Origin of the sequence: Streptomyces sp. NPDC050546 (assembly GCF_044457425.1) — a bacterium.
Taxonomy (GTDB): Bacteria; Actinomycetota; Actinomycetes; order Streptomycetales; family Streptomycetaceae; genus Streptomyces.
In genome coordinates this window covers 167,561-183,029 of sequence record NZ_JBITGX010000017.1, presented here as the reverse complement: position 1 = coordinate 183,029, position 15,469 = coordinate 167,561, and the positions used below count along the sequence as shown (strand labels likewise).

At 72.9% G+C, this 15,469-nt stretch carries 7 protein-coding genes; all 7 read right to left on the bottom strand.

Going from position 1 to position 15,469, the window contains the following annotated elements; translation table 11 throughout:
• Positions 1-44 precede the first annotated feature (44 nt).
• Genes ACIBK5_RS34600 through ACIBK5_RS34570 form a run of 7 tightly spaced genes read right to left on the bottom strand, consistent with a single transcriptional unit; the run spans position 45 to position 15,465 of the window.
• On the bottom strand, positions 45-1,253 hold the full coding sequence (locus tag ACIBK5_RS34600) for an acyl-CoA dehydrogenase family protein (RefSeq protein ID WP_399025898.1): 1,209 nt from the start codon (positions 1,251-1,253) through the stop codon (positions 45-47).
• Between the two features lie 59 nt (positions 1,254-1,312).
• Positions 1,313-5,026 (bottom strand): amino acid adenylation domain-containing protein, encoded by a 3,714-nt coding sequence (locus tag ACIBK5_RS34595; RefSeq protein WP_399025897.1) that lies wholly within the window; start codon positions 5,024-5,026, stop codon positions 1,313-1,315.
• Positions 5,027-5,042: 16 nt separating this feature from the next.
• The gene (locus ACIBK5_RS34590) at positions 5,043-5,825 is read right to left on the bottom strand and encodes a thioesterase II family protein (RefSeq protein ID WP_399025895.1); all 783 of its coding nucleotides are present in this window, start codon (positions 5,823-5,825) and stop codon (positions 5,043-5,045) included.
• Positions 5,822-7,915 (bottom strand): amino acid adenylation domain-containing protein, encoded by a 2,094-nt coding sequence (locus ACIBK5_RS34585; RefSeq protein WP_399025893.1) that lies wholly within the window; start codon positions 7,913-7,915, stop codon positions 5,822-5,824. Before ACIBK5_RS34585 ends, ACIBK5_RS34590 begins: the two co-directional genes overlap by 4 nt.
• Complete coding sequence (locus tag ACIBK5_RS34580; protein ID WP_399025891.1) at positions 7,912-10,725, bottom strand: beta-ketoacyl synthase N-terminal-like domain-containing protein; 2,814 nt, start codon at positions 10,723-10,725, stop codon at positions 7,912-7,914. The genes ACIBK5_RS34585 and ACIBK5_RS34580 overlap by 4 nt, the downstream gene beginning before the upstream one ends.
• A complete protein-coding gene (locus ACIBK5_RS34575; protein ID WP_399025889.1) occupies positions 10,718-14,221 on the bottom strand; it encodes an amino acid adenylation domain-containing protein in 3,504 nt (1,167 codons plus the stop codon). The genes ACIBK5_RS34580 and ACIBK5_RS34575 overlap by 8 nt, the downstream gene beginning before the upstream one ends.
• The gene (locus ACIBK5_RS34570; protein WP_399025888.1) at positions 14,218-15,465 is read right to left on the bottom strand and encodes an MFS transporter; all 1,248 of its coding nucleotides are present in this window, start codon (positions 15,463-15,465) and stop codon (positions 14,218-14,220) included. Before ACIBK5_RS34570 ends, ACIBK5_RS34575 begins: the two co-directional genes overlap by 4 nt.
• Between the last annotated feature and the right edge of the window lie 4 nt (positions 15,466-15,469).

The window sequence follows — 15,469 nt, the reverse complement described above, 5'->3', positions numbered from 1 at the left end:
TCTGTCCGGCCGCCCCGCACGCCGGGCGGTCCGGTCCCGCCGGGTCAGCCGATCGCGTCCTGCAGGCTGCTTCTGCGCGGGAGTTGGGCGAGCTGGCCGCTGCCGAGGCGGATCCGGTCCTCGCTGATCATGACCCGGGCGGAGAGCACATCGCGTATCTGACGGCTCAGGCTCCATTTGCTCGCCGTCGGCTCCCGGTAGGCGTCCACTCCGATGACCTGGAAGGAGTCCAGCACGCTCTCGTTGGCCCGGGCGGCGGCCGTCAGGCGCAGGGCGTTCGAGCGGCGCACCATGGTGTCGCTCGCGGTGCCCCGCAGCTCCTCGTACCGGCCGGCGAGCGAGTGGATCTGCTCGGTGAGTTCGTCGATGGTGTCCGACGCGCGGCCCAGCCGCATGGTCCTGGCCGTGAGGACGTCGGGTGCGGTCCTGCTCTGCTGGCGCCGGAAGGCGTCCTGTGCGGTGGCGAACGCGGACTCGGCGATGCCCAGCCAGCACGCGGCCCAGCCCAGGTTCGACAGGGGCATGATCACGCGGGCCGAGGCCTCGCTGAACGACTCCTCGAGGATCCGGTCGGGATGCGTCCGGGCCCGTACCCGGCCGCCGCCGCTGCCCGTGCCCCGCATGCCCAGCGCCTGCCAGTCGCGCCATTGGGTTATGACCAGTTCGTCGCGGTGCACCAGCACCAACGCCCCCTCGGTGACCGCGTCGTCGGCCGAGCGCCTGGCGACCAGCAGTCCGGCGTCGGCGTGCTGGAGGTAGGAGGAGACCGAGACGTTCTTGTCGATGACGATCCCGCCGCTGCCGTCCGGGTCCTCGCGGCAGTGGGCTCGGCTCTCGCGGGGACTGGCGGCGCCGGTCTCCGACATCAGGCTCGCGACCAGTGGCTGGGTCTCCCACGCGGAGTCGAGGAACTCCCGCACCGGGTCACTGGTCTTGGGCTGGCGGGCGACCGCCTGGATCTGCCCCTGGTGCATCGCCCAGATCATGGCGGTGGAGGCGCATGCCTGGCCGAGCGCGTGGGCCACCGCGACGACCTGCGGCGCGGTCCACAGTCCCTGGCCCGGGACGGGCTCGGGGGCCAGCAGCCGGTGCTGCTTCAGCGCGGCGACGGCCTCGGCCGGGAAGCGGCCCTCGGCGTCCACGTCCTCGGCGTGGGTGCGGGCCGCCTCCACGGCTGCGGCGACCCGTTCGCGCAGGGGCAGGAGGTCCGCGCTGTCGTCGGTGTGCTGCGTGCCTTCCAGGGCTTCAGTCATGGCCTCTTCCGTACGTGGGTGCTGTCAGCGGCTCGGCGGGGGCTGTCGGCCCTGTCGGCTCAGTCACCGAACTCCATGAGCGTCTTCCGCAGGCGGGGCCCGGATTCGGCCAGCTTGTCCGGGTCGAGCATGCGCAGGTGCGGTGCGGAGGTCTCGATCGTGTCTTTCTCGCCCTCGAAGAGGCTCTCCCAGTACCGCCCGTCGAGGACGGAGGTGCGGTCGGCGGCCAGGAAGTGGGTGAGACCGCAGGACACCTTCGGCGGCGGCCCGGCGAGGTCGAGGTCGGCGGCGTCGAACATCACCACGTGCTCGATCTGATGGCCGCGCTCCTGGAGTTCGGCCGCCACGCCGGGTGCCAGCGCCGCGCCGATGGACCAGCCGACCAGCACGACCGGTCCCAGCACGTCGATGTCCTCCACGGCCGAGACGAACTCCTCCAGCACGGCGGCCGGGTCGGCGGATCGCCCGTCCGCCTCGAGGAGCGGCGACAGGACACCGTGGACGGGCATGTGCTTCGGGAGATACGGCAGCAGCTGCACGAAGCTCCATGCCGTGCCGCTGACGGGCGGGAGGCAGATCACCGTCGGCTCGCCGCCCGCGGTCCGCAGCGGGACGGACGGCTCCGGAACGAACTCCGGACGCCCGAGCCGCTCGGCGAAGGTCCGCGGGGTCGGGTAGCGGAACACCTCGGCCGTCTCCAGGGTGACGCCGAACATGTCCTGGAAGCGCAGCACCATCTGCACGGCGAGCAGCGAATGCCCGCCCAGGTCGAAGAAGTTGGAGTCGCGTCCGATGTCGTCGCGTCCCAGCAGGTCCCGGAACACGCCGCGGATCAGCTGCTCGTGGGGCGAGCCGCCGTCCTGGTCGGCGACCGGCGCCGGCTTGGTGGTGTCGGCCAGGCCGCGGCGGTCGAGCTTACCGGCGGCCGACATCGGCAGCGCGTCCAGCCTGACGTAGAGGGACGGGATCATGTACGCGGGCAGCGTCCGGGAGAGCTGCTCGCGCAGTTCGGCCGTCTCCGGCAGGTCGTCGCCGTCGGGGATGATGCCGGCGATCAACCGGTCGGCGCTCTCCTGATCGACGCCGACGACCGCGTCGGCGACGCCGGGGCACTCCGCCAGCCGTTTCTCGATCTCCTCCAGCTCGACCCGGAAGCCGCGCACCTTGACCTGGGTGTCGAGCCGCCCCAGGAAGCGCAGTCGTCCCTGGGCGTCCCAGCGCCCCGCGTCCCCGGTCCGGTAGCGGCGGTAGCCGTCCGCCGCGATCCGGTCGAGCGGGAAGCGGCTGGCCGTGAGCTCCGGCTGCCCGACATACCCTTGGGCCACTTGGGGGCCTGCCAGGAAGATCTCGCCGGGGACGTTGACGGGGCAGGGACGGTAGGACGCGTCCAGGACGTAGGCCCGGTTGAGGCCGAAGGGGGCGCCGACGCAGGAGGTCGTCTCGACCGGAGCGGCGTGAGCCTTTCCGTCCCCGCCGGACCTCTGGACGGTGCAGTAGACCGTGGCCTCGGTCGGTCCGTAGAAGTTCCAGTACGTGAGACCGCGCGCGTCCAGGTAGGCGGCGAACTCGCCGGGCAGCGGCTCGCCGCCGAGCATCAGCCTGGTATCGGCGGCGACCTCGACTCCCGCCTCGCGCAGGGACTTCCACACGGTGGGAGTGCCACCGACGTACGTCACCGGTGGAGTCGCCGCCAGGGCCCGCCCGACCGCCGCCGGGTCGGTCGCCCCCTCCTCGAGCAGGTGGACGGAGGCGCCTGCCAGCAGCGGCACCAGGTACTCCAGCAGGGAGATGTCGAACGAGGTGGTGGTCAGGCTCAGCGAGATGTCGTCGGAGGTGAACCCGAGGAGGTCGACGGCTGCCTCGCAGAAGGCGGAGAGCGCGGTGCGGGCGACGGCCACGCCCTTCGGATCCCCCGTGGAACCCGAGGTGTACATGATGTACGCGGTCATCTCCGACCCGGTTTCCGGGCGGGCGGCCCGCTCGGCCGTACGATCCCGCAGGCCGGCCGGGCTCACCGTGCGGACCCCGGACAGGGCCTCGGTGTCCTCGTCGGTCACCACCAGCCGGGCGCTCGCGTTGTCGAGGATGAACGCGATCCGCTGAGCGGGGTGCGTGGCGTCGAGCGGGAGGAAGACCGCGCCCAGCTTCCAGACGCCGAGCACGGTGGCCAGGAAGTCGAGGTTGCGCGGCAGACGGACCGCGACCACATCGCCGCGGCCGATGCCCTCGGCGGCCAGGGCGTCGGCGAACGAGTCGGCTCTGCCATCGAGTTGACGGAAGGTCAGGGCGTCGTCCGAGGATCGTGCGGCGACCCGGTCGGGCGAGTTCCGCACCGCCTCCGCGAACCGCGTCATGATGTCCGGCACGGGCCGGGCGGCGGCTTCGACGGTGCCCAGCCCGGAGAACTCGCCGACCCGGTTCTTCTCCTCCTCGCAGGCGAGGTCGAGGTCCGCCACCCGCACCGTCGGGGTGCCGGCGGCCTGGAGCAGGACCTGGCCGATGTGGGAGACCAGCGTGCGCATGGTGCTCTCGTCGAAGCGGGCCGTGTCGTACTGGAGGCGCAGCCGCAGGCCCCCGGCCTCGGGCACGAACGTCGTCGTGAGGTCATATCGCGCGCCGCTCAGCTCGACCCAGATGTGCTCGGTCGCCTCCAGACCCGCCAGCTCGAAGGGCAGGTCGGGCAGGTTGGCGACGGACAGCGAGACCTGGAAGACCGGCGAGACGTTCTCCTGCCGCTGCACCGACAGGCCCTGGAGGATCTGGTCGAACGGGAGTTCCTGGTGCTGGATCGCCTTCAGGCTGGAGCCGCGGGTGGACTTGAGCAGGTCCAGGAAGGAGGCCTCGTCGTCGACCTGGACCCGGACCGAGATCAGGTTCAGGAAGAGTCCGACGGTGGACTCGAACTCCGTCCGGGTCCGTCCGGCGACCGGCGTGCCCAGCACGACGTCGCGCTGGTCGGAGTACCTGGTGAGCACCACGGACAGCGCCGCCGCCAGAACCATGTACAGGGTGCAGCGTGCCGTGGACGCGAGCTGCCGGGCCGCGTCGTGGATCTCGTCGGGCAGCATGATGTTGATCATGGAGCCGGTCATGTCGCGGCGTTCGGGACGCGGGCGGTCCCAGGGCAGCTCGATCTCCGCGGGGGCCCCCTCCAGATAGCCTCGCCAGAACTCGACCTCCTCCCGGACCCGGTCCTCGTCCAGGTGCTCGCGCTGCCACGCGGCGAACTCGGGGTACTGGACCGTCACTTCCCGGGGTTTGCGGTCCGTGGCGCCGACTTCGCGGTTGTAGAAGAGGGCGATCTCCTCGATGACGTTGGTCAGGGACCAGCCGTCCAGCGCAATGTGGTGCCCGATCACGACCAGCGCGTGCAGCGTCGGGCTCCAGCGCAGCAGATAGGTGCGCATCGGCGACTCGGACGCCAGGTCGAACGGCCGGGCGGCGGCTTCCCGGACGAAGGCCTCGATGTCCGGCCGCAGGGCGTCGGTGGACAGGTCCGCCGCGGACATCTCCACCACTTCCAGCGGTTGTCCGGCCCCCGGCTCGACCCACTGCATGGGCTCCTGGGCGCCGGTCGCGGGGGTGATCCTGGTACGCAGGGCGTCGTGCCGCTCGACGACCGTCCGGACGGCGGCGCCGAGCGCGTCGGCCACGAGCGCACCGCGCAGAATCCTGACGTCGGGGTTGATGTAGGCGACGTTCCCGGGCGCGACCTGCTCGACGAACCAGATGCGCTGCTGGCCGTAGGACAGCGGCGTCTCGATGCGGGACATACACGAGCTCCAGAGGTCAGGGCCGGTGGGCGTGGTGGGGGCGAGCGACGGTCCGGGGTGCGTCGCGGCCGGCGAGATCGAGCCGGATCGCGTCGAGCACCTCCGCGGTCCGGTCGTGCGGGAAGAAGTGACCGCTGTCGAAGTCCCGCGTGGTCACCGACTCGGCGGCGCCCGTCCAGCGGGCGAGTGACTCGGGCGGGGCGAGCTGGTCGGTGCGGCCCGCGTACACGGCGGTGGGGGTGGTGAGACGACGGCCGTCCCACGCGAAGCCGCGCAGCGACGCGAGGTCGTTCAGGAGCATCGCGACGGCCAGTTCGCGCATGCCGGGGTCCTCGAGCACCTCCGCCGGTGTGCCGCCGGCGCTGCGCAGGAAGTCCACCGCTTCCGCTTCGGTCCCGTTGGGCACGGGCAACGGCCGGTGCAGCTGGGGCGGGTTGGTGGCGCAGACGGCGAGCAGCGCGGGGGCCGCCTGGGGATGGTGCTCCTCCAGATACAGGACCGCCTCCGCGGCGATGAGTCCGCCGAGGCTGTGGCCCACCAGGACGTAGGGCTCGCCGAGTTCGGCCAGGGACCGGGCCAGCCTGTGTGCCCGGTCCTGGACGGTCGGCGCCGGGGACCCCGCGGCGGGCGTCACCGTGCGGGTGCCCATCATCTTGAGCCCTCGGGCCCGGGCCGGTGCCGTCCAGCCGCGGAAGGCGTGTGCGGTCCCGCCCGCGTGCGGTACGGCCACGAGCGGGAGTCCGGACGGCGGCTCCTGCCCCCGGCGTTCGGGGTCGAGCGGGAAGAGAACGGAACTCATGCCGGGAACGCCTCCTGCTGTGCCTCGGAGCCGCCCTGCCGGCCGAGCTCGCCCAGCCTCGAGCGGTCGATCTTGCCGCTGGCGGTCATCGGGAACCGGTCCAGGAGGGTGAACCGGGTCGGGACCATGGCGGGTGTGAGATGGGCCAGCGCGTGACGGCGCAGCGCCGCCCGGCCGGGCGGGTCGTCGGGGTCGGCGACGAGCCAGGCGACCAGTCGGTCCCCGCCGGGCTCCTCGATCTTCACGACGGCGCTCGACCGCACCTTCGGGTGCTGGTCGAGAACGTGCTCGACCTCCCCCGCCTCGATCCGCACCCCATGGATCTTGATCTGCTGGTCGATCCGCCCCCGGTAGTCGAGGACCGCGCGGCCGTCGGCGGACGACAGCGAAGTGGACCATCGGACGAGGTCGCCCGTGCGGTACATCCGGTCGCCCGGAGCGGTCGCGAAGGGGTCGGGAACGAATCGCTCGCGGGTGAGCTCCGGAGCACCGGCGTAGCCCGAGGCGAGGCAGACCCCGGCCAGATGGAGTTCCCCGACCGCTCCGAAGGGCACGGGTTCATCGTGCGGAGTCAGCACGTAGGCGCTGACGTTGTCGATCGGCTCACCGATCGGTACGGCGGGTCCCGGCTCGGGTGTACGGCAGTCCCAGGCGGTCACGTCGACCGCCGCCTCCGTGGGTCCGTAGAGGTTGTGCACGCCGGCCCCCAGCGTCGAGGCCGCCCGGTTCGCCAGCGCGGGCGGGAGCACCTCGCCGCTGCACACCACCAGGCGCAGCCGGGCGCACTCCCCCGCCCGTGGCTCCCGCAGGAACTGCTCCAGGACGCAGGGCACGAAGTGGGCGACCGTGACCTCCTCCCGGATGACGGTCTCGGCCATCTCCTCGGGATCGAGGTGCGCCAGCGGCGGGGCCATCGCGAGGCGGGCCCCGGCGAGCAGCGGCCAGAAGAACTCCCACACGGACACGTCGAAGTCGAACGGGGTCTTCTGCAGGACGGTGTCCGATCCGTCGAGACGGAAGTGCTCCTGCATCCACAGCAGACGGTTGACGATGGCGCCGTGCGGCACGACGACGCCCTTGGGGCGGCCGGTCGAGCCGGAGGTGAACAGGACGTACGCCGGGTCGTCCGACCGGACCCGGAGCCCGTCCGCCGCTGTGGGAACCGGCCCGGCCGAGGGCGGCCCTGACAGCCGTACGCCGGAAAGAGCCAGCGAGGTCACGTCCGGCGCGGCCTGCCGCACCTTTTCCACGGCCTCTTCGGCGCATACGACGATCCGCGCCGCAGCCGTTTCGATCATGGTGCGGAGCCGGGCGGGCGGTGCCTCGGGGCTGAGCGGCAGATACGCGCCGCCGGCCAGGAGGATGCCCAGCAGTACCCCGGGCAGTTCCACGCGGCGCAAGGTGCTCACAGCGATCACGTCGCCCCGGCGGACGCCCTCGGCCCGGAGCCGGCCGGCGAACGCGCGGGCCTGGGCGAGGAGCTCGGTGTAGGTGAGCGACTGTTCCCCGGCGGTGACCGCCACCCGCGAGGGGTGGAGCTCGGCCGTGCGCACGATCAGTTCGTGCAGCGAGGACGGCGGGCGGGGCACGCGTGCTCCGCCGAGGGCCAGGAGCATCCGGCGCTCCTCCGGGCCGGCGACCACCAGGCGGTCCAGACCGGCCCCGGGAGTGGCGGCGAGTCGCTCCAGGACGGTCCTTGTCCGCTCGGGCGCCCATCGGGTGAAGGTCCCGCCGCACCCGTGGACGACCGTCGGCAGTCCGTCCTGCCCGCTGTCCGGCAGTTCCAGTCGGCAGGGCCGGTGGTCTCCCGCGCCATCGCGGCAGCTGTCGCAGTGCACGTCGAGGCGGACCGTGCCACGTCGGCACCACTCGTCGATCGCTTCGGCGAGCCGGGTCACCGCGTCGTGCCCGCCGTCCGCCAGGGGCACGCTGTTCGCCCCCTTGGCCGAGGCGTCCGAACCGACCCGGACGGTGACGTGCCCGGTGTGGCAGACCCGCGCCGCCACGGCGGCGGCCGCCAGGGCGGCCGAGGCCCGGTCGGGGGCCTCCACCGTGACGCGCTGTGCTTCGATCACTTCGTGCTGCGTCACGGTCGGCTCGCTTCTCCCTGCGTACCGTCGGTCATCTCGTCGATCAGGTCGGCCATGGCGCGGGGCGTCAGGTCGACGCCGAGCAGGTTCCTCGCCGTGATCTCCAGGCCGCAGCTTTTCGACAGCCGGACGGCCAGCCGGACCAGCGTGAAAGAGTCCCCGCCGAGCATGTAGAGGTCGGCGTCCGGCTCGATGTCCGTGAACCCGAGCGTCTCCTCCCAGGCGCCGAGCACCACGGACAGCGTCCCGGCCGCTGCCTCGGCCTCCGGCGGCGCGAGGTTGTCGTTCCCGCCCTGCCGGACCGTCGTGTCGGGTGCCCCGGGGCGGGGCGCCTCGATCCAGTGCCGCCGCCGGTCGAACGGGTAGGTGGGAAGGGGCACCCGGCGGTAGCCCTCGGCACCGTTGGCCCGTTCCAGGTCGACCCCGGCCCCCGCCGACCACAGCCGGCCGAGCTGGGTGAGGAAGGGCACCAGGCCTGCGGCGGGCAGCAGCGGCAGCACGTCGCAGAGGCCGTCGTCCCGGACGTGCGGGCGCAGCAGGGCGCTCAGCGACCGCCCGGGCCCGATCTCGACGACGAGCGCGCCCTTCACCATGCCGGTGAGCGTGCGTGCGGCGTCCGGGAAGCGCACGGGGCGCGGCGGCCCGGCGGCCCAGAAGTGGGAGTCGCGGCCGCTGTGCTGATCCACTGCCCCGCCGGTGCACGTGGAGACGACGGGCAGGGCGGGCGGCTTGAGGGCGACACCCCCGGCAGCCTCCGGGAAGGGCTTCGCCAGCAGGTCGGCGCCCGCTACGGCCGAGAACTCGCCGGCGAGGCAGGCCGCGGCGAACTCCCCGACGCCGTGGCCCAGTACGGCGGCGGGCGCGACGCCCAGGAAGGCCAGGAGATCGGCGAGGGCCAACTGGGTCACATACAGGCAGACTTGGGCCAGTTCGGCCGAAGGTGCCGCGCTGTCGGACCCGTCGGTCCCGTCGGTCCTGTCGGTCGCGTCGGTCCTGTCGGTCGCGTCGGTCCTGTCGGTCGCGTCGGTCCTGTCGGTCCTGTCGATCCCGTCGGTCGCGTCGGTCTCGTCCAGCAGGACGGCGCGGATCCTCGATCCGTCCTCCTCACCCAGGTGGGCGACGACCTCCTCCACTCGATCGCGCACCACCGCGTAACGGGAGTACAGGCCCGCCAGCGTGCCGCGCACGTCGGACTCCTGGCCGCCGAAGGCCCACACGATCGGGGGTGCCTTCCTCGGTGCCCGACGGGGAACGTCCTGGAGGGACTCGCGGGCAAGGCCGTCCGGGGTGAGCACCGCGCCGAGGCGCACGGGGAAGCGGCGCCGGCCGGAGGTGAAGGTGCGGGCGACATCGCCGACCCGGACGGGACCGGCCGCCCAGTGGTCCGCCAGGGCGTCCCGGTAGCGCAGTACGCCTTCCGGTTCCCCCGCCGAGAGCGGGATCAGCGCCGCCGTCAGGTCCCGCTCCGGCGCGGGCCGGGACGGCTGGTACTCCTCGACCACGACATGGCTGTTGGTGCCGCCCATGCCGTACGAGCTGACCCCGGCCCGTCTCGGCGGACCCGGCTGTGGGGCCCACGGCCGTGCGACGGGGTCCAGCACGAAGCCGTCCGGCAGGTCGTCCGCCGCGGCGTCGTCGCCGGCGCCCACCAGGGGCGGCAGAACGCCGTGGCGCAGGGCCAGCACCGTCTTGATCAGACCGATCACCCCGGCGGCCGCGCCCGGATTCCCGATGTTGGCCTTGACCGAGCCGAGCGGCAGCGGTTCGTCCTCCCCACCGCGTGTGAACACCTCGGCGAGTGCGGCGAGTTCGATGTCGTCGCCGACCTCGGTGCCGGTGCCGTGGCCTTCCAGGTAGCCGACCGTCGCGGGGTCGACTCCGGCGTCCCGGTAGGCCGTGCGCAACACGTCGACCTGGCCCGCGAACCCCGGAGCGGTGTAGCCGGCCTTGTCGCCGCCGTCGTTGTTCACCGCCGAACCGCGGATCACGGCCAGGACGGTGTCGTTGTCGGCGATCGCGTCCCCGAGCCGCCGCAGGGCGACCAGGCCGAGACCGTTGCCCGGCACGGAGCCGTCCCGGCCGGTCTGGAACGGGCGGCAGCGTCCACTGCGGGAGAGCACACTGCCCGAGGTCACCGAGTAGCCCTCGTCCTGCGGCAGTTCGACACTCACCCCACCGGCCAGCACCAGGTCGGCGTCCCCACCGCGCAGCGCCCGAACACCCTGGTGCACGGCGACCAGAGACGACGAGCAGGCGGTCTGCACGGTCATCGCCGGGCCGGTCAGACCGAGCCGATAGGCGATCTTGGCGGCGAGATGGTCCCGGTCGTTGGCCAGGACGAGGGGCAGCAGTCCCTCCGCCTGCTCGATCGAGGGATCGGTGAGGATGTGGCGCAGCAGGTAGTAGTTCAGGCCCGCACCGGCGAAGACGCCGATGCGTCCGCCGGTGCCGCGGCCGTCGCGCTCGCCGCCGGTGCCGTGCCCGGCCCGCTCCAGCAGCACCCAGGCGGCCTCCAGCAGCAGCCGGTGCTGAGGGTCGGTCAGTTCGGCCTCCCGGGGCGGCATGCCGAAGGCCGCGGCGTCGAACTGCCCGATGTCCGCCAGGACTCCGCGCCGGGTGACCCGGCCGGGCCGGCTGCCGTCGGCAGGGGCGGCTGTCCCTTCCTCCGTCGGCCCGGTGCCGGACAGGGTGGTCACCGCCTCCTGGCCCTCGGCCACCATGTGCCAGAAGGCTTCGAGATCGTCTCCCGTGCCCGGGGTACGGGCGTACACGCCGATGACGGCGATCGGTTCGGTCTCCGCTTCACGCACCGCGCATGCCCTCCCTGATGTGCGCCGCCAACTTGTTGACCGTCGGGGCCCGGTAGATGTCGACCGAGGTGATCCGGACCCCCGGGAATCGCTTGCGCAGCGCGTCGCGCATCTCGGTCAGTTGCAGCGAGTCGCCGCCCGCGTCGAAGAACGCCTCGTCATAGTGGAATTCGTCGCCGCCTAGGAGGTCCCGCCAGACGTCTGCGACCTGCTCCACCAGAGCGTCCTCGGCCGGGGCCGGGGAGGGCGGGCGGAGTGCCGTCGGGGCTTCGGCCGGCATGTGTGCGGTCGGTGCCGGCGGGTCGGCCGGTGCGGGGCTCTCGGCCAGGAAACGCTCGGTCGTCAGCGCCCGGGCCGCCAGCGCCTCGGTGTCCACCTTGCCGTTGCGGCTCAGGGGCAGGGACGGCACGAGGCACCACAGGGCGGGCAGCGAGTACGCCGGGAAGGTGTCCGCCAGCGAAGGGATGAGCCGCTGGAGGGCGGGCCGGTCGGGGCCGACGACCGAGGCGATGACGGCCCGGTCGGTGTGGTCGTCGCCGACGGCGCTCACGTCCGCGTCGACGACACCCGGCCAGGATCTGATGCGAGACTCGATCGCCGCCAGCTCGACCCGGTGGCCGCGGACCTTGATCTGCCGGTCACGGCGGCCGCGGAACAGCAGCTCTCCGGACTCGTTCCAGCAGACGATGTCCCCGGTGGCGTAGGCGCGTGTCCCCGTGAGCCAGGGCACGGGGGCGAAGGCCGCGGCGGTCCGCTCGGCGTCCCCGGCATAACCGTGGGCCAGGCCGAGGCCGGTGGCGTACAGCTCGCCGTCGGCCCCGGGCGGGACCGGTCGGCCCTTCTCGTCGAGCACGAGAACCCCGGTGCCGGCGACGGGCCTGCCGATGGGAACGGTGTCGCCGACCTCCTCCGCGGAGGTGACATGGTGGACGGTGGTGAACGTCGTGTTCTCCGTCGGGCCGTACCCGTTGGTGATCCACAGTCCGGGCGAGGCCTCCAGGACGGTCCGGACATGGTGCGGTGAGACCACGTCCCCGCCGGTGAGCAGCTGGCGCAGCGAGCCGAGCGAAGCGGCGTCGTACTGGGCCACCAGGCGGAAGATCCCCGCGGTGAGCCAGGCGTGGGTGACCTGTTCGTCCCGCAGGAAGGTTCGGATCGCCTGGGGCGAGGCGGGGCCGGGTGGGAGGATCGCGATCCGGTCCCCGTTGAGGAGCGGGTGGAAGAGCTCCAGGGTCGAGGCGTCGAAGGCCAGGGGGGCCATGCGGAGCATCGAGCGTCGGCGACCGGGGTCCTCGTCGTCCGCCGGGCGCAGCAGGCCGGTGTCCGCGGCCAGGCGGATCACCGCACGGTCGGGTATCTCGACTCCCTTGGGCGTACCCGTGGTGCCGGAGGTGAACGAGATGTAGGCCGCGGTGTCCCCGGCACGCGGGTGCGGTTCCGCGATCGCCCCGGTCTCCTCTGGCTCGGCCGCCCCGGGGGACCACGGTGCCACCAGCCGCACCTGCCGCGGCCAGTCCCGGCGGTGAGCGGCGAAGGCCACGGCCACGGTGGCTCCGGTGACGCGGAGCACCTCGTCGCGCCAGGTGCCGGCCGTCTGCTGTGGCACCGGGACGTAGCAGGCTCCCGTCCGCAGGACGGCCAGCACGGCGACGACCTCAGCGGCCGAGCGGTCGACCTGGATGATCACCCGGTCCCCGGCTCGGACACCCGCCTCCCGCAGAACGGACGCGTAGCGCGCCGCGGCCCGTTCGAGCCGGCCGTAGGTCAGCGTGTGACCGTCGGCGGAATCGGTGACGGCGACGGCGTCGGGACTCCTCCGGGCTGTCGACACGAAGCGCTCCCACAGACTCTCGGGTCCGTCCGCCGTGTCGGGGGTGTGGTGCGTCGGCGCGGCGATCCGGGCTCGTTCGACTGCGGACAGTCCGGTGAGTCGGCCGATCGGTGCGTCCGGGGTCCGCTCGAAGTCGAGCAGCGTCGCCAGCAGGGCGCCGGCGAGCGCGGTGGCGGTCTGCGGGCCGACCCGGGAGTGCGAGTACTCCAGGGCGAACGCCGGATCGCTCCCCCAGCGCCGGTGGTAGAGGATCGCGTCGAACACCGCGCCGCGGCAGTGCCCTTCGACCACCTCAGCCGGTGTTCCGGCGAGGTCGAGGGCGGCCGGGACGAGTTCGTCGTGCGCGGCGAACGCGAACTGGGTCAGCGCGTTGGAGCCGCGGACCGGGCGCGCGCCGAGGTGGCGCACGATGTCCTCGTACGGGGCCTCCGAGTCCCGGATCGCGGCGTCGTAGTCGGCGGCCGCCCGGCGAATGCAGCCGTCGACCGTCAGCTCCGGCTCCAGCCGGAGCCGGACCGGTGCCACCCGGGTCAGCAGACCGACCGCGTCGAACTGGTCCGCGCGGAATCGGCCGCTCGTGGGCATCCCCAGCACGAGGTCCTCGACGCCTGCGCGGCGCCCCAGCACCAGGGCCCAGGCCGTCAGCAGGACGACCGGACGGCGCACACCGGCCCGTCGCGCCACGGCCTCGACCGCGTCCCGCACATCGGGTGGCAACACGAAGGGCAGCCGACCGCCGTCGGGGTCGAACAACCCGTCCTCTTCCCCGGCCGCCCAAGGGAGCCGGAGGTCGCTCGGCGCTCCCGAGAGTCGCTCGGCGACCCTGCCGAGGTCTTCGGCCAGCCGGCCCGAGTCCGCCCTGGCCTGGTACCGGGTCAGCGAGGAGTCGGGGGCGGGAGTGTTCGGGTCCTCGATCCGGCCCTTGCCGTAACACTCGGCGAACTCGCGCAGGAGGACACCGATGCTCCATCCGTCGACGATCACGTGGTGGAACACCAGGGTGAGGACGTCGCCGGCGTCGGCGGAGCGGCCGATGAACGCGCACCAGGGCGGCTGTTCGAAGGGCCGCAGGAGCCGTCCGGCGGTCGGTCCGACCAGGGCCTCCATCCGCTCGGCTGGGCTGCCGCCGCTCGACGGGAGTTCCCACTCGCGCAGCGGGACCCGCCACTGCGGAAGGACCCGCCGGGCGAACGCGTCGCCCTGGGCGACGAACCGTGTCCGCAGGGACTCGTGCCGGGCGGCCATCGCCCGCAACGCCGCGGCGACCCTGGAGGCGTCGAGGTCCGGGGCCTCCACGGAGAACATCAGCCGGTATGCCGCGTCACGTCCCGCCAGCTGAGCCGTCAGCATCTGCGACTGGCCGGGCAGCAGGGGCCGGTCACCGGGAGGCGGCACCGACACGGGCCGGCCGGCGACCGGCCGTGCGGAGGCGAGTACGTCGCCCAGCGGGGCGCCGCTCAGCAGCAGCTTCAGGTCCAGGGCCCGGCCGAGCCGCCGCTCGCCGAGCGCCACCAGGTGATACGCCTGGAGCGATGAGCCGCCCAGCTCGCCGAAACCGGCGTCGGCCCAGGTTCCTGGCGGACGTGTGGCGTGGCGCAGCGCCTCGTGGAGCAGCGGCTCCCAGGCCTCGGTCGTCGGCACGGGAGGCGATGCGTCGGTGCTCACTGGGTCTTGTCCCCCTCGCTGTCGGACACCGGTACCTTCCCGGCGTCGGGTTCGGGCCTCCGGGTCGCCGCCTCGATCGCCCGATCGGACAGATAGGCCCGGATCGGGATGATGGTCAGCAGGGTCAGGGCTGTGGACACGGCGAAGAGGGCCTTGGCGTCGACGGCCAGCGCGACGGTGCCGCCGATCGCCGAACCGACCGGTGTCATCCCATAGGTCAGCATCCGTGAGGCACCGCTGACGCGGCCCAGGTCCGCCCGGCTGACGGTGAGTTGCCGTACGGACATCGACTCGACCGACCACATGCCGCCGAGCGCGCTGCCGACCGTCATGACGGCTGTCAGCGGGAGCCCCTCGGCGAACAGCGGGCCCGCGAAGACCAGCGCCCAGCCCACCCGGGTGAGGGTGAGGGTCATGCTCCGGCCCAGCCACCGCTCCACCCGGTGGGTCATCAGCGCGCCGACCGCCGCGCCCACCCCGATGGCGCCGACGAGGAAGCCGTACTGCGAGGCGGACAGTCCGAGGGGGCCCGGGGTGATCGCGTACACCACGAGGAGGGTGAAGAAGATGCTGTTGGCGATCGTCGTCAGACCGCCCACGGCGACGATGGTCGCGAGGATCGGCTGGGAGAAGACGATCCGTGCCCCGTCCCAGAAGCCGGTGGAGCCCTCGTCCGAGTCCGGTCGCGCTCCGGCTTCGGTGCGCGGCAGCTGGGCCGCGACCAGCGCGGCGGCCAGACATGCCAGACCGGACAGCACGCTGGGCAGCACATGGTCGACATCGACCAGCACGCCCGCCAGGGCGGGTCCCAGGAACTGGTAGAACAGCCGCGTCGACACGGCCAGCAGACCGTTCGCCCGGGTGCGGCGCGAGTCGTCGACGGCGTTCGCCGTCACGACCTCGGCGGCGGTGTCGACCACGGTCTGGAGGCAGGAGACCACGAAGACCAGCGCCGGGACGGTGACCGCGAGCGCCACGTCGGCCCAGATGAGTCCCGCGAGGGCGAACATCGCGACGCAGCGTCCGAGGTTGGCGAGGGTCACGGCGCGGACCGCACCGATCCGGTCCACCAGAACACCGGCCGGCACCGCGACGATCAGCCACGGGAGAGTCGCCGCGACCGTGACCGCGGCGACCGCCATCGCCGAGTGCGAGGCGGCCGCCGCCGTGATCGTCGCCGCCACGGCGAAGACGCCGTTGGCGGTGTCCGAGACCGCGGTGGCGGTCAGGAATCTTCTGAACACGCCG

Coding starts and splice junctions, on each gene's coding strand:
- ACIBK5_RS34590 (WP_399025895.1), bottom strand. CDS start 5,825: ATGAGTTCCGTTCTCTTCCCGCTCGACCCCGAACGCCGGGGGCAGGAG.
- ACIBK5_RS34595 (WP_399025897.1), bottom strand. CDS start 5,026: ATGTCCCGCATCGAGACGCCGCTGTCCTACGGCCAGCAGCGCATCTGG.
- ACIBK5_RS34600 (WP_399025898.1), bottom strand. CDS start 1,253: ATGACTGAAGCCCTGGAAGGCACGCAGCACACCGACGACAGCGCGGAC.